Below are 19,857 nucleotides of genomic sequence, written 5' to 3'. Positions count from 1 at the left end.
ATGTACATCGCCGTTGCCTCTCCTTCGATATTGGCATTCGTGGCCAGAATCAGCTCTTTCACTCTCTCATCACTAAGACGTGTCAGCAGCTCCTTCAGACGGATTTCATCCGGTCCGATCCCTTCCATCGGAGATATGGCTCCGTGGAGGACATGATAGTAGCCATCGAATTCCTTCGTACGCTCCATCGCCACAAGATCCTTGGCATCCTGTACAACGCAGATGGTCGAAGCATCCCGGGTCTTGTCCTGACATACCCGGCATGGATCCGTATCGGTGATGTTGCAGCAGACGGAGCAGTAGTGCAGATTCCTTTTGACACTGACTAGCGCTTTGGCAAAATCAATAACGTCATCTTCCTTCATGTTCAGAACATGAAAAGCCAGGCGGGCGGCCGTCTTCGGCCCCACACCCGGCAGTCGCGTAAAGGCGTCGATGAGCTTCGCGATCGGTTCAGGATAGTACAAATGTAACTACTCCTTCTAGGTTAGATTAGAACAAGCCCGGAATTTTCATGCCGCCTGTGAATTTGCCCATATCAGCATTTGCGATTTCTTCAGCCTTGGCAAGTGCATCGTTAACCGCAGTCAGTACCAGATCCTGCAGCATTTCCACATCATCCGGGTCAACTGCCTCAGGCTTGATGTTGATGGACAAAATTTGTTTATGTCCATTCGCTTCCACGGTAACCACGCCACCGCCGGAAGTTCCTTCAACGGTTTTCGTAGCGAGCTCTTCCTGAGCCTTCAGCATTTGCTCCTGCATCTTTTTCACTTGCTTCATCATTTGGTTCATATTATTCATGATTCATCTCTCCTTATAAATAGGGTGCACGTAGGGACGTGCTAGTCTTTTATGACAACGAGGTCTTCTCCAAACAACTGGATCGCCTCATCAATCCATGGTTTCTCCCCACCGGCCTCCGCTTCTTCATGCTCAAGCTTAAGCTCCTCTGCCTGAGGTTTGCCCACTCCTTCTACCGCGTCACTCCAATCACGAAGCATCATGGTAACCAGATGATACGGCTTGCCAAGCGTGGACTCAAGAACCCCTTCAATCACCTGTTTGTTGGCAGGTTTCTCCGTGGTTTCGCGGTGGATGTTGTTTTTAAAAGCGACAAGAACCTTGTCTTCCCATACGGACACAGGTTCTCCATCCATCAGCCAAGCGTGGACCGTCACCTTCTCCTCTTTCACATTCTGCAGAATTTGGGCCCACTGTCGATGAACAGAAGTATAATCCTCCCCCGTTCGGCAAGATATATACTGATCCATATGCTGCGGGATCTTGGCTGATGAAGCTGCTTTCGGTGCCGGTGTACGGGTGGACTTGGCCGGTTCACGTTGACCAGATGCAGGAACACCGTTTTGTATCAGTCGCTCCAGCTTTTTCTCAAGTGAGGCTACATGCTGCTTCAGCTGAGCGAGCTCCCCCGCATCGGCTGTATTCTGAGCTCTGGCCCCACCCGCTGATTGAGTTATACCGGAAAGCTTGAGCAATGCCACCTCAAACAGAGTCTGCGGCTGCGAGGCGTATTTCATCTCACTCTGATACCGGTTCAGCGTATCGATCATTTGAAATAGTTCGTCTCGGCTGAAGGCATTCGCCATCTCCTGAAACTCTGCCGGATTCAAAACCCGGTCGGTCAGCTTATCGGCGCTAGGAACCATCTTGATCATCAGCAAATCGCGGAAATAATACAGGAGATTCTCCATGCATTTATCTGCACTTTTTCCCTCCTGCATGAATTGCTCCACGATCTGCAGCACAAGTCCGGCATCCCCCTGTTTCACGGCACTGGCCAGACGGCCAAACTGCTCCGAGGCAATCCCGCCCGTCATGTCCATGACCTGCTGGTAAGATACCGTGCCTCCTGTGAAGGAGGCAATCTGATCCAGAATGCTCAGTGCATCCCGCATACCGCCATCCGATAGACGTGCTATATACTGCAGTGCTTCAGGCTCTGCCGTAATGCCTTCTTCTCCGCAAATCTGCTCCAGACGCCCGGTCTGTTCGTCCAAGGAAACCCTCCGGAAGTCAAACCGTTGACAGCGTGAGATGATCGTTGCCGGAAGCCTGTGGGGCTCTGTTGTCGCTAGTATAAACATCACGTGTGCCGGCGGTTCCTCCAGCGTTTTCAATAAGGCATTGAACGCTTCCGTCGTCAGCATGTGTACTTCATCGATAATATAAACCTTACGCCGCACCTCGGTCGGTGCGTATTTGACTTTCTCCCGCAAATCACGGATTTCTTCGACACCGCGGTTGGATGCAGCATCGATCTCCTGAACATCCATGACGGCTCCGGACGTTATACGCCGGCAGGCCTCGCATTCATTGCAGGGTTCCTCAGCCGGACCATGCTCGCAGTTCACGGCTTTGGCCAAAATTTTAGCGGCACTGGTCTTGCCCGTACCCCGTGGACCGCTGAACAGGTAGGCATGCGAAACCCGCTGCTCGCGAATGGCATTCTGCAGGGTCTGGATAATATGCTGCTGGCCCACCATGTCGCCGAACGACTGTGGTCGCCAAGCACGATATAACGCGATATGTTCCACTGTGCTTTACCCTCTTTCAACTTCCACTTCACGAGATCGAGAAAACCTTAAGTTTATACTAAACCCGATCCTCGCGTGCTTTACTGTTGCATTCATGGTCATTCCCAGCCAAAAAGGCGTGAGTTTAACGGTTATATTATACTACATTCTATACTACTTTCCCCTGCCTTAGCAAAACGTTTACTTGGAAAACTTTATCCAAAGTGCACATGAAGGATCAGCTTGAATGGATAGCCGTTTCGACAAAAAACACCCTTGCCAATATGGCAAAGGTGTTATGTGCAGATATGTATACCGTGCACCTGTTATTGATAATTGCGATCCGAGCGGCAATCCTGAGCAACAACTCGGGCTAGGCACCCCTCCGGCACAAAAGCGATCTTGCTTATGGCTGCTTCCTTCCGGACCTGACCAGGTTCACAAGTGCTCATTGCGGAGGACCCAACCGTCAACGTTGAGCGCAGGGACCAGCCTCACATCGACAATACCTCTAACAGGAATTCAACCTCGCTACAGCGGATTGCGAGTTACAGGGCACCGCTACCTCCCCGTCTAGCACGGCGAACTTTAGTATATCGCATGGCTATCAAAAAAGCAACCGACGGAAGAAGTTGCATACTCCACCAGCCCTGTAAACAGACAAAAACCCTTCGACCGCAAGGGCGAAGGGTTTGTTTATTAGATACCGTATTTCTTCTTGAATCTATCAACACGACCGCCAGCATCCAGGAATTTCTGTTTACCTGTGAAGAACGGATGACAGTTCGAGCAAATCTCTACACGAAGATCTGGTTTTACAGAACCTGTTTCAAACGTATTACCGCAAGCACAAGTAACTGTAGTAACGTGATATTTCGGTTGAATATCTTGTTTCATTGTAGCTTTCACCTCTTTCCGCCCTGAGCCTCATGCGGACCCAGAGTTATATGGACACATAAATGGAGTATATCACGAGCAAAATGAATGCGCAATAGCTCATACACAAATCATCAGACAAGTCCACAATTGGAATTTCAACCTGTTTTTAACACATCCGATGTTCAGTACGGTTCTGTTAAATAATCGATGGTCTCTTCTTCGGTCTTGCCTGTCCTGCAGGCGGCACATGCGTATAGGAGCCAATCACCACATCTGGCAGCTCCTCTTGCATAATCTCAATCGCCTGCTTCATCCCCAGAATCTCGCCTTGTGCAGGCGGAATAAGCTCGAGATAGCTCTCAGGGTCAATGTTGAGATTGCGGAGCTGAATCAATTTGAGACCCGTGCGGCGGGCAAACTCAATCATGGCTTCCAGCTCTTCCTCGCGATCAGTTACGCCCGGGAAGATCAGATAGTTGATGGAGGTATATACACCTTGATCGGTTGCATAACGAAGAGATTTCTCCACATTGGCCAGCGTATAGCCCCTTGGCTTGTAGTATGCGTTATAATGATCATCCAATGCACTGATCGTGCTGACCCTCATCAGATCAAGACCCGCATCCACGATACCACTGATAAAATCAGTTAGTCCCGCATTGGTATTAATATTGATGTATCCCATATCAGTCTGTGCCCGAACTTCTCTCATGGCTTCTATAATGATCTTCGCCTGCGTGGAGGGTTCTCCCTCACAACCTTGGCCAAAGCTGATGATCGACTCCGGTGTCTTCAGATGCTCCAGCATGACCTGTACCAACTCATCCACTCTCGGACGGAAGTTCATACGGGTCTGTGGCGAGACAAAGCCGCTGTCATCCGGCTGTTCCGAAATACAACCGAAGCAACCGGCATTGCAAGAGTACGATACAGGAACAGCGCCTTCCCAGCGATTCAGGAACGTATTGGAAGCCGTCAGACATTCATAACCTAATGCACAGTTAGACAGATGCTCATAGAGCCGATTCTCCGGATATTTCTCCTTCAGCGTCTTAACCCCAAGCTCAAGATCGTTCAGATCGCAGTTCACCGGGTTCCACTTCTCCGGGTCATCGGATAAACGCGCTGTTGTATAGAAAGCGCCATCCTTCCATACCACCGCCGAGTAACCAAATAGCGGCAGCTTATATTCCTTGTCCGACTTCACGTATCCTGGCAAGCACAACCGGGTATAGCCTTGCGGCAACAGCGCTCCGACAGCAGTGTACCCGTCCTCAAGCGGCATCATATCACCAGTCTCTGGATCCATTCCGATCGCTCGGGTGCTCGGTAGTCCGACCAATGTAGCCCCCTCTGGCAAAGGGATTAATTCATCATCCAATATCTCAACGATCATATCTCCGCTGCGGGCAAGCCCAAACAGATCAGAATGATCATATACATTCCCTTGCTCATCTGCATAAACCAAATACATGTTGATCTCCTATTCTCCGGTTGATTCAGGACTTAGCTCTGAGGGGCCGTCGCAGCCGATGCGCGCGATGGGCGTCTAGCTGTCTGGCTCTGAGTCCCGGTTCCGCTCCCGTTATTGGCATTCACATCAAATGATGCCAAGAACTCCGCGTTATTCTTGCTGTCACGCATTTTTTTGAGGAATCCTTCCACAAAGTCAGCAGAGTCGTTCATATTTTTACGGATCGCCCAAATGGTATCCAATTCATCCTTGTTCAGCAGCACCTCTTCACGCCGGGTACCGGAGCGACGAATGTCGATCGCCGGAAAAATACGGCGTTCCGCAAAGCGGCGGTCCAGATGCAGCTCCATGTTGCCTGTCCCTTTAAATTCCTCATAAATAATGTCATCCATCCGCGATCCGGTTTCAACCAAGGCTGTAGCCAGAATCGTCAAACTTCCGCCTTCCTCCACGTTACGCGCCGAACCGAAGAAACGTTTCGGACGATGGAATGCCGCAGGATCAATACCGCCACTCAGCGTTCTGCCGGACGGAGGAATGACCAGGTTGTACGCACGGGCAAGACGGGTGATGCTGTCCAGCAATATAACAACGTCCTTCTTATGCTCCACCAACCGCAAGGCACGGGACAATACCAGTTCCGCCACTTTAATATGGTTCTCCGGAAGCTCGTCAAAAGTAGAAGCAACCACCTCGCCCTTAACGGAACGCTGCATATCCGTCACTTCTTCAGGCCGTTCATCGATGAGTAAAACAAACAGTTCAATCTCTGGATTGTTGGTTGAGATGCTGTTGGCGATTTCTTTTAAGAGGAGCGTTTTCCCTGCTTTTGGCGGTGCTACGATTAAACCGCGTTGTCCTAAACCTACAGGTGCAAGCAGATCCATAATTCGGGTTGACAACTGATTAGGGGATGTTTCAAGAACAAGCTTTTCTTGCGGATATAGAGGAGTCAAGGCTGGGAAGTGCAATCGTTCCGCTGCGACGGCAGGATTCTCACCATTCACGGCGTTGACCTGCAGCAGCCCGAAGTAACGTTCGTTCTCTTTAGGTGTCCGGCATTTGCCCGAAACCAAATCTCCGGTCCTTAAATCAAATTTACGAATCTGGGAGGCCGAAATGTAGATGTCCTCCGTGCTCGGTAAATAGTTGATCGGTCTAAGAAAACCGTAACCTTCCGGCAAAATCTCAAGTACGCCCTCCATGAACATCAAGCCGCTCTGTTCGGCCTGCGCCCGGAGAATGGCAAATATCAATTCTTTTTTCTTCAACTGGCCATAATAAGGGATCTGATACTTTTTGGCCAGCTTATACAGATCCGTCAGCTTCATGCCTTCCAAATCGGCTATTTGTAAATCCATTCAATAACCACCTATTCAATTATTTGTTTCTGTCACAGCAAGTCCTGCTGCATGTAGTCTATTATTCTATGAGAGCTTTACTAGGAGCATTACCCAAATCAGAGGGAGATATGCAGTTTTAACCACACATTTCCCTCGTTTTGGTAAAAAAAATCATTCTTCCTCAGTTTCACGCCATACGTCGGCACCCAGCATACGCAGATTGGATACCAGATGGTCATAGCCGCGGTCAATGAATTCTACACCACTTACCTCCGTTACCCCTTCGGGTACGGTTAGTCCAGCAATGACAAGAGCCGCGCCTGCGCGCAGGTCGGTCGCCTTGACTTTGGCTGCGTTCAGCGGACCACCTTCTATAATAGCAGAGCGTCCCTCCACGCGGATTTTGGCGCCCATGCGAACTAACTCCGGAACATGTTTAAATCGGTTACTATATACAAAATCACTAAGGACACTGACGCCTTCCGCTTGCGTAAGCAGGCTGGTCATCGGTGATTGCAAATCCGTTGCAAATCCAGGATATATAAGCGCCTTAACGTCCACATGCTGGTATCGATCCTTACCGATCACGCGAATGCTTTCGTCCAGCTCCTCAATACCAACACCCATCTCGATCAGCTTGGCCGTAAGGGCTTCAAGATGTTTCGGGATGACATTGTCAATCAGAACATCGCCGCGTGTAGCTGCGGCAGCAATCATATATGTACCGGCCTGAATCCGGTCTGGAATAATGGAATGTCGGCAGCCATGCATCTCGGTTACGCCTTCGATCCGGATCGTTTCCGTTCCGGCGCCCTTAATGACAGCTCCCATGGAATTCAAAAGTGTTGCAACATCTATAATTTCAGGCTCTTTCGCCGCATTTTCAATAATTGTGGAGCCTTTGGCCTTAGCAGCCGCCAGCATAATATTAATCGTTGCACCAACACTGCTCACATCCAGATAGATCTTCGCGCCCCGCAGCTCTTTGGCATGCAGATGAATCGAACCGTGTTCATTGGTGACGGTTGCGCCAAGCGCTTCAAAGCCCTTGATGTGCTGATCGATGGGACGAGGTTCAAAATTACAGCCGCCCGGCAGGCCGATCACGGCTTCTTTAAATCTTCCAAGCATGGCGCCCATCATATAGTAGGACGCGCGCAGTTTCTTAACGGGTCCGTTAGGCATCGGAATAGATTTGATATCAGAAGGGTCAATTCTCATCTGATTGCCTTCCCATGAAACTTGCCCGCCCAATTCTTCCAAAATCTCAGCATATACAGCCACATCGCTGAGAAGCGGCAAATTATCAAGTACGACTTCCGATTCCGCCAGGATTGCGGCGGGAATTAACGCAATAGCACTGTTTTTGGCACCACTGATTGTTACAGTACCTCGCAGTGGGCGTCCACCGCTGATCATCAATTTTTCCATAAGCTTTCGGGTCCCCCTACATCACTTCGCAGCCGGAAATGGTTCTGATGGCCGTCATACAAGAAAAACGTCTTATCGACGTTCCTAAAGGATGACAGACCGCATTTTGCGTTCTTTTTTGTTCTCGATTATCCGGTTGTGAAGCTCACAACCCGCTTGTACTTTTGATACTTAATAAATGAAATGGAAAAACACCGGCTATGCGGTGTGCTTTCCATTTCATTGTATACTACAGCATAAGACAGCCTAAATATCTTAGGTGATTCCAATCATCATGTTGTGGCCACTAGACTACAAGCGACTTTATTAGGCTTGATTGTTGGAACCAAACTCACGGATTTTGCCAACCACAGTTTCCTTGATTGCCTCACGGCCTGGTTTCAGGAATGTGCGTGGATCGTAAGCTTCTGGTTTAGCAGCAAGCACTTCACGAACAACTTTAGAGAAAGAAATTTGGTTCTCGGTGTTCACGTTGATTTTGGAAGTACCCAAGGAGATAGCTTTCTTGATGTCATGCGTCGGGATGCCTGTACCACCATGAAGCACCAACGGAAGTTTCACAGCATTGCGAATCTCTTCCATCTCTTTGAAACCAAGGTTTGGTTCGCCTTTGTAAGGACCATGAACAGAACCAAGTGCAGGCGCCAATGTGTCGATGCCTGTCTCGTTCACGATGCGCACGCAATCGTCCAGCTTCGCGTACATTACATCACCGATGACGTCATCTTCTTGTCCACCGACCATGCCGACTTCAGCTTCAACGGAAACGCCTTTGGCATGAGCATACTCAACGACTTGTTTCGTTGTTGCAATATTCGTCTCAATCGGGCTGTGGGAATCATCGATCATAACCGAAGTGAATCCTGCATCGATTGCTTCTTTACATTTCTCAACACTTGAACCGTGGTCAAGGTGAATGGCAACAGGAACTGTCACTTTCAGGTCCTCCATCAAACCTTTTACCATGTGTACGACGGTGCTGAATCCACCCATATAACGAGCTGCGCCTTCGGAAACACCAAGAATTACTGGTGATTTCTCTTGCTCAGCCGCTTCAAGAATCGCATATGTCCACTCCAGGTTATTGATGTTGTATTGACCAACAGCATATTTACCTTCAAGTGCTTTGTTCAGCATGTCTGTCATTGATACTAATGGCATGGTTTCATCCTCCTATAGATGCTTAGTTTGTCTATGGTTTTTAGCCGATATAACACACGGACTTATTATACCACATCGCGTCATAAATACTAAACAAGCATTTCCTAAAATGCTGCGAAGGACCTCACATTCTGACAAAAAAAAGAATTCCGCCCTTTGAGCAGAATTCATCATTCAACCGATATTATTGGCGGTCCCTTTCAGCTGCATATTGACGGCTTGCCGCATCTCATCAATATCAAAGGGTTTGGTAAAATGCATCAACGCACCAAGATCGGTTGCTTCCTTGATCATGTCAAGCTCTCCATAGGCAGTCATCATGATCACCTTAATGTCCGGATTCATCTGTTTAATATGCTTCAAAATCTCAAGCCCGTCCATTCCAGGAATTTTCATATCCAGCAGCACCAAATCCGGGGTATGCGTCTTCACAATTTCAAGTGCAGCCTTGCCATTCGCCGCTTGAAACGTCTCATATCCTTCACTGCTGAACACTTCTACAAGCAAGATGCGGATACCATTCTGGTCATCCACAATCAGCACTTTGTGTTTGCTTTCTTTGCTCATCCCTTCAACCTCCCCGATACTTAAATCGTACAATGAGTATATGCAAACTCGAAAGTTCCTAACTTTCCCATAAACCGACCATTATTTGTATTCGCTTGTAGATGTCGAATTCCTTCCTGTCCTAAAAAAACTAAGAAAAAAAGATGTATGAATTTGTTGTATCCGAAAGCGACAGCTCTGGACATCCGATCTGAACGTCAGCTTACCCTGTCCACAGTTATGACAACGGCTTTATACGCAAAAAAGAGCCTCTGCAAAAGAGGCTCTTCCCATTATGCCTGATGCTGGATCGAGGCTTTTACAAATTCACGGAACAGCGGCTGCGGACGGTTCGGACGGGACGTGAATTCCGGATGGAATTGCACAGCAAGGAACCAAGGGTGTCCTGGCAGCTCTACAATTTCTACCAGACGTCCATCCGGAGAAGTACCGGATATACGCAGGCCTGCTTTTTCAATATCTTCGCGGTATTGGTTATTGAACTCATACCGGTGGCGATGTCTTTCATAAACCAGCTCGTCCTGGTAGCAGGACTCTGCAAGCGATCCTGGAACCAGCTTACATGGATACAGACCCAGGCGCATCGTTCCGCCAAGATCCTCAATATCCTTCTGCTCCGGCAGCAGGTCAATGACTGGATATTCGGTAGCCGGATCAATTTCCGAGCTGTTCGCGCCGTTCAGGCCGACAATCGAACGGGCATATTCAATAACGGACACTTGCATCCCAAGACAAATGCCGAAGAATGGAATATTGCGTTCGCGAGCATAGCGGATCGCGCTGATCTTGCCTTCGATACCCCGATCTCCAAATCCACCCGGTACAAGAATACCGCCAATCCCACTTAACGCCTCTTCCACGTTGTCTGCCGTAATTTCTTCGGCATTCACCCAGCGGATCTTCACATCGGCATTAGCATCAAAGCCTGCATGAGACAGGGATTCAACAACACTGAGGTAGGCATCGTGCAGTGCGACATACTTACCGACAATCGCAATCTCAACGGTCTTCTCCAGCTTGGATACACGCTCCACCAGATCCTCCCACTCGCTCATATCCGGCGCAGGGGTGGTCAATTTCAAATGATTGACAACAATTTCATCAAGGCCTTCTTCACGCAGATTCAGCGGTACCTCATACAGCGAGGAGGCATCGCGACACTCTACAACCGCGTTAGGGTCGATGTCGCAGAAGAGCGCGATTTTTGCTTTCATCTCGGTTGAAAGCTCATGCTCCGTACGGCACACGATAACATTCGGCTGAATGCCGATACTGCGGAGTTCTTTTACACTGTGCTGGGTCGGCTTCGTTTTCACTTCACCGGCTGCCTTAATATATGGAATGAGGGTTACATGAATATACATCACGTTCTCACGGCCAACGTCACTCTTAATCTGACGAATAGCCTCAAGGAAAGGAAGGCTTTCGATATCGCCAACCGTACCGCCGATTTCGGTAATAACCACATCCGAACCCGCTTCACGGCCTGCACGGAACACACGCTCCTTGATTTCGTTCGTAATATGAGGGATTACCTGCACGGTACCGCCCAAATATTCTCCCCGACGTTCCTTGCTGATAACAGAAGAGTATACTTTCCCTGTTGTCACATTGCTGTTCTTCGACAGGTTAATATCGATGAAGCGCTCATAGTGTCCCAGGTCCAGGTCGGTTTCCGCACCGTCGTCCGTAACGAATACTTCGCCATGCTGGTAAGGACTCATGGTGCCTGGATCTATATTAATGTACGGATCGAATTTCTGAATCGTTACCTTGAGCCCTCTGTTCTTAAGCAATCTACCGAGCGAAGCGGCGGTAATTCCCTTACCAAGAGATGACACGACCCCGCCTGTTACAAAAATATACTTTGTCACTGTTAAAAACCCTCCTATATAATCTCCATAACTTCAGGCGACATATGATGTTTATCCTAACCCGTTTTCCCCTGATTCATCAGAGGGACCAACAAAAAGCATCGCTCGCTTCCAAAAATGGTGAGCGAGCTGACCTCCGACCTATTACAAACCGCATATATTGACGCTTAAATGATCCTCATATCGAGCCGCTTAACCCGGCATACGTTATGAGGCTTCAAGACGAGCGGTTTCCATACCTCATCTTAAACAACTTGGAATATTCACTGCAAGAAACCATGAAAGTCCAGTCCACACAGGAAGGATGCTTCCACAGCCCAAAGAAAAAATGTCTATCGACAAACTTCCAGAAGACAGACCGCTTTTGATAAGGTAGTTCTCTAGCGTTATTAGGTCCAGAAGCTAGCGTCATTTACACTTTCTGAGCCTTAAAAACAAAAAAAGTGACCCCGAAAAAATAACGGGGCACTTTTATATTAAACATATTTAATCCACAATCATAAGCCCAAGCAATAGTTTACTCTGTGCCTTGTCTGCTTGTCAAGAGAAGAAGCAACCTCAAAATTGCCCAATTGGCTGACACTGTAAAACACAGTCATTATCAGCGCAGACAAGTCCTAAAGACCCTGCTGTATGACGGATTAATCCTTATCGTCTTCCTCAAAGGCTTCCTCTTCCAGATCATCTTCCTCTTCGGATTCCGAATCCTCGTCATCCAATTCGTCATCATCCAGAACAACCTCTTCGTCTACATCGTCCTCGGCATCGTCATCATCCGGGAAGAGATCATCGTGATCATCATCTTCGTCATCGATGCTGTCGAAATCCTCCTCGGCATCGTCACCGCTGTAAGTCTCCTCTTCATCGGTGAAGTCATCGTCATCATCATCTTCATCGTTGATGATCCGCGGACGCTTGGCGTTCGCAATCGGATCTTCGGACTTCTCCAGCGGATACCAGCGCTTTAGTCCCCACAGATTCGTTCCTACACATGCGAAACGTCCGTCTATATTGATCTCGGTATATAACTGGGCAATCGTTTCGTTAATTTCCTTTTCCGTAAAGCCACGAAGCTTGGCCACCTCATTCATAAGGTCACGGTAATAATACGGCGTATTCGCCGCCTTCAGAACCATAAAAGCCAGGTCAACCATTGGGATTTCCTGAATCTTCTCCGGATCGATCTTTAAATTGAGCGGATTACTCACTAACGCACACTTCCTCTCACACAATCTTCACGTTATACCCTCAACATATCCATTATCAAAACTAAGTAAAACCTATTTGGAAATAAAAATCAAGTTTTTATGCACCATTACCCATCAGATACCAAAAAGGAAAAAGACGGAGACAATTGTCCCCGTCTTCTGACTGTACCCGCCCCAAGGATCGACTCCTTACGGGATTAGATAAGAGAACCTTGATGTTCTCTTCATGTATCTTATGTTAGCCCTGCTGCTTTGACACGGTAAACAGGGCCTATTTCCCGGAAAAAGGGCAACATCCCATTCGGGCACTCTCCCCGGTTCATACAATACTGAAGCAACGGTTCATCGGGAAGGGAGATTGCCACATATGGATTACACCCGGATCATGCAATCACTACTTACAGAGACGAACCCTATGCGGAACGTCCGGGAAATGAACCGGCGGCTCCTTACGTTTCATGACCCTAAGCTGTACCAGGAATGTATCCGCGAATGGAATCGACTTGTCGGGAAAAGGCGTTTTCCGAGTTCGGTCAGCTATTCGCCGCTTACCCGCACCATCATCGCTCCAGCTCCCCAAACCGCGAAGTTTGAGTCGGAGTTTCAGAATGAACTGATGGTTGAAGAGGATGAACAGGTTCATATCCATGCCATACAGGGGACAATTGGAACGTTAACCGGGATCCCATGGGGTATCAAGCAAATCAAAGCCCCTCAAGCCTGGTCGGTCTCGACAGGACACCGCATGAAGATTGCCGTTATCGACACGGGGGTGGATTTCGCTCACCCCGATCTGAAGTATTCGCTGACTCGAGGGGTTAACCTCGTCCACCGAAACCTACCGCCATATGATGACAATGGGCACGGAACACATATTTCGGGTACCATCGCTGCTGCGAACAGCACGCAGGGAATGATTGGCGTTGCTCCAAGATCTGTAGTGTATCCAGTCAAAGCCTTTGATCATAACGGATCCGCCTTTGTGTCGGACATCATTCTGGCCATCGACTGGTGCGTGCGGTCCGAGATCGATATCATTAATATGAGTTTCGGTATGCAGACCCGAAGCCGTACGCTGCTGGATATTGTAGGCAAGGCCAACCAAGCAGGCGTCATTATTGTAGCCTCCTCCGGCAATGACGGTAAGCGCCGTACCGCGGACTATCCTGCCCGTTATCCTCAAACCATATCCGTCGGAGCTACCGACCGCAACCGGAAAATCCCTTCCTTTAGCAATCGTGGACAATTTGTCGATATTTATGCACCTGGAGATAAAATCGTGTCCGCGTGGCTGCAAGGAAAATACCACGAGATGAGTGGCACCTCCATGGCGACTTCCCACGTCAGCGGAGCGATTGCCCTACTGCTTGCGCAGAAGCCCGACCTGAAAAAAACGGCTACCCTTAAGGCCCTGCTGCGACGCACCTCCTCTCCCCTTAAGCTCAAAAAAGGACACAGCGCCTCCGATGGAGAGGTAAATGCCTTGAAATTTTTGCGCGAGGGCATGAAATTATAAACTGATTCTTCAACAACTATAAAAGAATGTCCGTTTACAAATTAAAAACAGCCGCCTTTCCTCGGAAAGACGGCTGTTGTCACATATTAAAGCAAAAATCCATTACATCCGTTCCGGCGCCGATACGCCCATCAGGCGAAGCACGTTAGCGATGACCGCACGAACAGCTCGAAGCAAAGCCAGGCGAGCCTGCGTTTGATCCGCATCCTCCGTAATCACGCGCTCGGCTCGATAGTAGCTGTGGAACAAGGAAGCCAGCTCATATACATACCGAATGAGTCGGTGCGGAGCATAGTTCTCAGCAGCAAGCGACACTTCCTGCGGGAGCTCTCCTATTTTGCGCAAAATGTCGTACTCATGCTCGGTTGTAAGAACGCTCAGGTTCGCTTCGGAAAGCGGCAGGAGGTTAACGCCTTGCTCCTCCGCTTGGCGGAATACGCTGCAAATACGTGCGTGGGCATACTGAACATAGAAGACCGGATTCTCATTGGACGTAGACACCGCCAGATCCATATCGAAATCCAGGTGGGAGTCCATGCTGCGCATGGTGAAGAAATAGCGGATTGCGTCCACGCCGACTTCATCCATCAGATCTTCCATCGTGACCGCTTTACCGGTACGCTTGGACATTTTCACCTTCTCGCCATCCTGGAACAGACTGACCATCTGGGCGATCAATACAATTAATTTGTCCGGATCATTGCCGAGTGCCTCCATAGCAGCCCTCATCCGTGGAATATAACCATGGTGATCGGCTCCCCAAATATTAAGAATCTTGTCATAGCCGCGCTCGTATTTATTGCGGTGGTATGCAATATCCGGCGTCAGGTAAGTATAGGTTCCGTCATTCTTCACGAGGACGCGGTCTTTGTCGTCCCCATAGTCAGTTGTACGAAGCCAGGTTGCCCCATCCTTCTCATAAGCTTCGCCCTTCGATTTCAGCTCTTCCAGGGATTTCTCCACAAGTCCATTCTCGTACAGGGATGTCTCACTAAACCATTCGTCAAAATGAACGCGGAATCGATTCAAATCGCGTTTGATTTTATCCAGTTCCTTCTCAAGTCCGAACTGACGAAGGAATGCCGTTCTCTCGCCTGGATCCATGGACAGCAAAGATTCGCCCTTCTCAGCTACAAGCTCTTTGGCAAACCCTTTGATATCTTCGCCGTGGTATCCATCTTCCGGCATTTCGGCATCCTGGCCGAGCTCCTGCAAATAACGGGCTTCGAGGGATTTAATCAGGTTCACCACTTGGTTGCCAGCATCATTGATATAGTATTCGCGCGTAACCTCGTATCCTGCAAAATCAAGCACATTGCAGAGGGCATCGCCTACCGCTGCTCCGCGGGCATGTCCCAGGTGCAGACTTCCGGTGGGATTAGCGCTGACAAACTCCATCTGAACCTTTTGCCCCTCGCCCGTAGCAATCCGTCCGTAGTTGTCACCCTGTTCTTCTACCAATGCAACGATCGGATAGAGGTATCCCTTGTCCAAGGTAAAGTTAATGAATCCGGGTCCGGCTATTTCCGCTTTTTCAATCGAAGCTTTCGCCATATCCAAATGTTCCAAGATAGCCTCCGCAATTTGCCGCGGGTTCTTCTTGGCGATTCGTGTCAACTGCATCGCTACGTTCGTAGCCAAGTCGCCATGCGACTTATCCTTGGGAACTTCCAGCGTTATGCCCGGCAATTCCTCACGGGAAACCAGTCCTGCAGCAACGGCAGCGTCAGCCACCGCTTCTGCAACCAGCCCGTTAATGTGATCTAATGGATTCATTGTCATGATTCATGTGCCTCCTGAATAGTCAAACTAATAGAAAAGTGTCCTGATAACTCGCCCGACACATATAAATCGTACGCCCAAGCCGCTCGTCCGGACACGCCTTCAAGCGCTAGCTCCAGACGCTGCGTGTACGTAGAGAGATTAAATGAAGTGAACGGGGAGCGGTAATACCCCGGCAATCGCTGGCCTAACCGAAACGACTGCTCGGACTCCACCTCGCCGTGACGAATCAATTTCAGCTCGTCCTCCGTCAGCTTAAGCATCGCCCGGGTCTCCCCTTGATGCGGTCCAAGCGCTGGTTCTGTATAGCGAACATACAGGACATTCCCTTTAATAAACGCCTCCGCCGGAAGCTCCTGTATCGTATTCTCCCCTTCGTGAAGGCTTTGAAGACGGATGCTCACTTGTTTTCGGTCGTTCATGTATGTTCCTCTTTTCCTTGCCTATTGTATTACTATATCCAGTATAGCCTTGCAATTCAAATGAGGATTTTAGCAAATGTGAAGAAAAAGCCTATCCACGTGCTTACCCGGAAAACCGACCGCATCCTCAATCCCCGTATTTCTCGGCCCATTGCTTGTGCCATTCACTATAACTTACTTCTGTGATTTCCTTGCCAAAATAAGCTGCCGGATCATGGCTCTACACACTCCATGTTTGAATATAAGGGTCATTCTACGATCAGAATACCAAAATATCACATGCTGTGGGCGTAACCCGACAAGAATATGCCTGATTCGTAACGAATCAGGCATGCGCTATCGTATAAGTTACAGCGGGAGCAGGGATACCTTCTCCTGCGTTTCCAGCTTGGCCACCATGTCGTTCCAGGCCTGTGGTTTCTCAGGCAGCACAGAATAGTAACGTTTCAGGAAGTTCACGATCAGCTCTGCAGGCAATTCATTGACAGTATCATCGCCCGGCATGAAGCAGAAGTCGAGCCCGCTCACCGCTTCGCCATCATTATTCCAGGATGGGTGAACGTAGGCGATATCCGTGCGTTTGTAGCCAAGATGCGACAGCACCTCGCGGCGAACGAACGGATCCATCGGCTTTACCCCGCCGAATGCATAGTCCTGTACCCGATATGGATCGTAGATCTCGGCAAACATGCCGAACAACGCTTTGCCGTTTGCGGCCGCCAGCTCATTCAGATCCTTCAAGCGATGCTGTGCCAGGAATCGGCCGATACCAAGCCCTTCGCGCCCGATAATAGTAAAATCGGTCATCGCTACATTCCAATCCTCGTAATAGCGGTATTCCGTAGTGCCCACCACTTCGTCCTCATGCAGGGCAACAAACACCCGAATACCCGGATCCTCCAGCGGTTCTTTCCATAGGCTGAATTCCAGCACCTCTTCCGGAGGGAACACGTCCTTCATCAGATTGTGCATTTTGCGGAACAAAGGATCGTCGATGCTTGTAATACGGATATATTCCATCAAATAAAAGCCTCCTTATATATGTAATAAAAAAATCCATCTTTATATATGAAGTCCATTCATTATCGTTCAAGCGAAACTTCTTCATCCTCTAAACGGATTCTTCCATTCCATCAGAGCCCCATAATTGCAGGATTCCTCATCCTCCAAATACTCCGCTGCCACCCCGACGGGCGTCCGGCCGCAACGCAGCAGGAAGGTAATCACCGGATCCTTGAGATCTCCTCGGACAACAGCGTCCAGATACTCCGCAGCCGACATTTCATGGGCATGCCGATGATAGCCGGGCATCCGTCCGCCGCCAAGCAGTCGGTCCAGTCCCCGATTCACCGTCACATGATACAGCGACTGAATCAACCATTTGCCGAGTCCAAGCTTACGGAAGCGCGGCCTGACACAAATGTCGGCAATGTATAGCGTATTCCCGTCCGGCTTATGGGTCCGGATATACCCGTTATCCGTGGTCTCCGCCCAGGAGTGCGCAGGCTCCCATGGATCGTAATCCACAATGAGCGAGGTAATCGACCCGGCGAGCATCCCGCCCACTTCAACGCACAGAGCGCCCTCAGGGAATAAAGTGACGTGCTGATTCAGCTGCTCCTTGTTCCACCACTGCTCCGGCGGATATGGGGGCGGGAACGTCTCGGATTGAATGAAGATCAGCTCGTCAAAATCCGCTTCCGTGTAGCTTCGAATGACAACCGGCACCGGCCGAGCGTCGTCAAATACATAAAACTGTTGATGAAACCGGGCCATTTCCTCTGCACCGCCTTTGTCCTATTTTCCTCACGTGCTGATAAACGGGCTTATTCCCAATCCGGATACAAATCCGTGCGGCGATCGCGCCATGTCGTGACGGATCCCTTCTCGCGCACTTGATACAATAAATCCAGATCAAGATCGGCGGTAATGATCATGTCGTTGTTCAGCTCTCCCTCGGCCAGCAGGCCCTGCGGAGGAAACGGGATATCGTTCGGGGTAATGATGGCCGCCTGTCCGAAGTTGGCACGCATCAGATCCACGGTTGGCAGCGAGCCAACGGTACCGGTCAGCACCACATAGATTTGATTCTCAATGGCGCGGGCATGGCTGGTATAACGCACGCGGTGAAATCCGTGCCGATCATCCGTACAGGACGGACAGAAAATGACGTCGGCCCCTTTAGCCTTGGCCATGCGCACAATCTCAGGGAATTCGATGTCATAGCAGGTCAGCATCGCAATGGTGCCTTTTTCCGTCTCGAACACTTCGAGTCCTTCACCCGCTCCCATATTCCATCCGCTAATCTCCGAAGGCGTGATATGGATCTTGGCTTGCTCCGCAATGCGGCCGTCCGGATAGAACAGATGCGCTACATTGTACAGCTTCCTTTCCCGGCGAATGACGTGCGTCCCGCCAATGATATGCATGTTATATTGCTTCGCAAAGCCTTGAAACAGCTCGCGGTAACGGTCTGTGAAATCCGGAAGATCATTGATCGTCAATGCCTTGCCCTGATCATCCCCGATGGACATCAGTTGGGTTGTGAAAAATTCCGGAAACAGCACAAAATCGACTTCAAATTCCTCCGCCGTCCGGATATAATGCTCCGACTGACGGGCAAAATCGTCAAAGGATTGAATGGTGTGCAGATGATATTGCACGGCAGAAACGCGGAATTTCATGCTTCTCCTCCTTAGGCATGGTTAGATGCTTTCATTATATCGGATTCCGGGCTTCGAGAACATGGGGACATGAAGTCATCATCCCTGGGAAACCATAATCTTGTGAAGCGTGCTTACAACACACTCAAAACGGCTATCATCAAACCCACCTGCGACAAAGAAAGTTCAATTTATGAAAAAATACATGTCATTCATACCCACGCTTAACAATTCTCCTGTATACTGTCGTATGTAAGCCTCTTGTCTACACTATGAATCTCGGCCCTTACAAGCATATATTGCAGCCTATTTAACTTTGGGCTGACTGCTTACAAAATTATAATGTGAGGTGTTCTGTTCACAATGATTACTCGTTCGATGGATTGGCTTCAGCAACATGACCACCTTATCTTCCGCTGGTTAAACCGCAAGATCAGCAACAAAACGGTGGATTCGATGCTCGCGCTGGTCACCCATATGGGGGGTGCTATCTTTACCATTGTGCTGACACTTTCGATAGCGTTTTTTGCACCTGAGCCATGGAATACGATGGGGTGGCAGAGTTTTATTGCACTTTCACTCAGCTTCCTGATTACGGCCCTCATCAAAAGGAAGATGCGGCGCATCCGGCCCTATCTGGCACTTGAAAAGGTACGGTTCGAAAAAAAACCGATGAAGGACCATTCGTTTCCTTCCGGACACTCGACGGCCATCTTTTCCATTATCACGCCGTTTCTGTTTATAACACCCTGGCTGTCATTGCTCTTGATCCTGCTGGCCCTTACGGTCAGCCTGTCACGCATTTATCTTGGCTTTCACTATCCTTCGGATTGTTTGGCAGGCTGTTTCGTCGGAACCACCTCGGCGCTGCTTATCGTACTCAGTTAAAAACAGGTATCCCCACATGGCTTTACGGCTATGGATGGGATGCCTGTTTTTTTGTTCCTCCCCGCACTTTGTAAATTTCCCGAAAAAAGATTGAACCATTTGGGCTGGTAAA

18 protein-coding genes and 1 other RNA gene (1 of these 19 cut by a window edge) are annotated in these 19,857 nt (G+C 49.2%); 2 read left to right on the top strand and 17 right to left on the bottom strand.

What is annotated here, in order from left to right; genetic code table 11:
• The 12 genes from recR to rpoE all read right to left on the bottom strand — a co-directional run.
• Positions 1–467, bottom strand: the 5' portion of a protein-coding gene (recR, locus tag MKY48_RS00650) for a recombination mediator RecR (RefSeq protein WP_071222338.1). The gene continues 133 nt to the left of window position 1, outside the view; 467 of the gene's 600 nt are visible here — the first part of the coding sequence; its start codon is at positions 465–467; its stop codon lies beyond the left edge, outside the window.
• A gap of 25 nt (positions 468–492) precedes the next feature.
• Entirely contained in the window at positions 493–804 is a 312-nt protein-coding gene (locus MKY48_RS00645) for a YbaB/EbfC family nucleoid-associated protein (RefSeq protein WP_009595540.1), read from the bottom strand.
• A 41-nt stretch (positions 805–845) separates the two neighbouring features.
• Complete coding sequence (gene dnaX / locus MKY48_RS00640) at positions 846–2,558, bottom strand: DNA polymerase III subunit gamma/tau (protein ID WP_098741282.1); 1,713 nt, start codon at positions 2,556–2,558, stop codon at positions 846–848.
• 294 nt (positions 2,559–2,852) lie between these two features.
• Positions 2,853–3,119: signal recognition particle sRNA large type (ffs, locus tag MKY48_RS00635), an RNA gene on the bottom strand.
• Between the two features lie 117 nt (positions 3,120–3,236).
• The gene (gene rpmE, locus MKY48_RS00630) at positions 3,237–3,434 is read right to left on the bottom strand and encodes a 50S ribosomal protein L31 (RefSeq protein WP_006207505.1); all 198 of its coding nucleotides are present in this window, start codon (positions 3,432–3,434) and stop codon (positions 3,237–3,239) included.
• Between the two features lie 178 nt (positions 3,435–3,612).
• Positions 3,613–4,890 carry a radical SAM protein gene (locus tag MKY48_RS00625; protein ID WP_339292097.1) on the bottom strand — a complete coding sequence of 426 codons (1,278 nt, stop codon included), beginning with the start codon at positions 4,888–4,890 and terminating at the stop codon, positions 3,613–3,615.
• A 32-nt stretch (positions 4,891–4,922) separates the two neighbouring features.
• Positions 4,923–6,251 (bottom strand): transcription termination factor Rho, encoded by a 1,329-nt coding sequence (gene rho, locus MKY48_RS00620; protein WP_071222335.1) that lies wholly within the window; start codon positions 6,249–6,251, stop codon positions 4,923–4,925.
• 153 nt (positions 6,252–6,404) lie between these two features.
• Positions 6,405–7,664: a UDP-N-acetylglucosamine 1-carboxyvinyltransferase gene (locus MKY48_RS00615; protein WP_071222334.1), complete on the bottom strand. Its 1,260-nt coding sequence runs from the start codon at positions 7,662–7,664 to the stop codon at positions 6,405–6,407.
• Between the two features lie 306 nt (positions 7,665–7,970).
• Positions 7,971–8,825 carry a class II fructose-1,6-bisphosphate aldolase gene (gene fba / locus MKY48_RS00610; protein WP_076326392.1) on the bottom strand — a complete coding sequence of 285 codons (855 nt, stop codon included), beginning with the start codon at positions 8,823–8,825 and terminating at the stop codon, positions 7,971–7,973.
• A gap of 174 nt (positions 8,826–8,999) precedes the next feature.
• Entirely contained in the window at positions 9,000–9,392 is a 393-nt protein-coding gene (locus MKY48_RS00605; protein ID WP_339269290.1) for a response regulator, read from the bottom strand.
• A gap of 272 nt (positions 9,393–9,664) precedes the next feature.
• Positions 9,665–11,266 (bottom strand): CTP synthase, encoded by a 1,602-nt coding sequence (locus tag MKY48_RS00600; protein WP_071221150.1) that lies wholly within the window; start codon positions 11,264–11,266, stop codon positions 9,665–9,667.
• 641 nt (positions 11,267–11,907) lie between these two features.
• Positions 11,908–12,474 (bottom strand): DNA-directed RNA polymerase subunit delta, encoded by a 567-nt coding sequence (gene rpoE, locus MKY48_RS00595; RefSeq protein ID WP_076326390.1) that lies wholly within the window; start codon positions 12,472–12,474, stop codon positions 11,908–11,910.
• A 367-nt stretch (positions 12,475–12,841) separates the two neighbouring features.
• Between rpoE and MKY48_RS00590 the strand changes: the two genes are divergently transcribed.
• Entirely contained in the window at positions 12,842–13,990 is a 1,149-nt protein-coding gene (locus MKY48_RS00590; protein ID WP_339269288.1) for a S8 family peptidase, read from the top strand.
• 102 nt (positions 13,991–14,092) lie between these two features.
• On the opposite strand, the gene argS is transcribed toward MKY48_RS00590, so the two are convergent.
• From argS to MKY48_RS00565, 5 genes are all read right to left on the bottom strand, one after another.
• Positions 14,093–15,772 (bottom strand): arginine--tRNA ligase, encoded by a 1,680-nt coding sequence (argS, locus tag MKY48_RS00585; protein ID WP_339269286.1) that lies wholly within the window; start codon positions 15,770–15,772, stop codon positions 14,093–14,095.
• Positions 15,769–16,194, bottom strand: a complete 426-nt coding sequence (locus MKY48_RS00580) for a DUF1934 domain-containing protein (RefSeq protein WP_076326387.1) — start codon at positions 16,192–16,194, stop codon at positions 15,769–15,771. Before MKY48_RS00580 ends, argS begins: the two co-directional genes overlap by 4 nt.
• Before the next feature lie 348 nt (positions 16,195–16,542).
• Positions 16,543–17,214 (bottom strand): GNAT family N-acetyltransferase, encoded by a 672-nt coding sequence (locus MKY48_RS00575; RefSeq protein ID WP_339269283.1) that lies wholly within the window; start codon positions 17,212–17,214, stop codon positions 16,543–16,545.
• 84 nt (positions 17,215–17,298) lie between these two features.
• Positions 17,299–17,970 carry a GNAT family N-acetyltransferase gene (locus MKY48_RS00570; RefSeq protein ID WP_339269282.1) on the bottom strand — a complete coding sequence of 224 codons (672 nt, stop codon included), beginning with the start codon at positions 17,968–17,970 and terminating at the stop codon, positions 17,299–17,301.
• Positions 17,971–18,020: 50 nt separating this feature from the next.
• On the bottom strand, positions 18,021–18,878 hold the full coding sequence (locus MKY48_RS00565) for a carbon-nitrogen hydrolase family protein (protein WP_339269280.1): 858 nt from the start codon (positions 18,876–18,878) through the stop codon (positions 18,021–18,023).
• Positions 18,879–19,220: 342 nt separating this feature from the next.
• Between MKY48_RS00565 and MKY48_RS00560 the strand changes: the two genes are divergently transcribed.
• The gene (locus tag MKY48_RS00560) at positions 19,221–19,745 is read left to right on the top strand and encodes a phosphatase PAP2 family protein (RefSeq protein WP_071221142.1); all 525 of its coding nucleotides are present in this window, start codon (positions 19,221–19,223) and stop codon (positions 19,743–19,745) included.
• Positions 19,746–19,857 lie beyond the last annotated feature (112 nt).

The organism is Paenibacillus sp. FSL W8-0187 (genome assembly GCF_037969755.1).
Classification (GTDB): domain Bacteria; phylum Bacillota; class Bacilli; order Paenibacillales; family Paenibacillaceae; genus Paenibacillus_AQ.
Note: the sequence above shows the minus strand (reverse complement) of the source record. Positions and strands in the feature narration are given on the sequence as shown.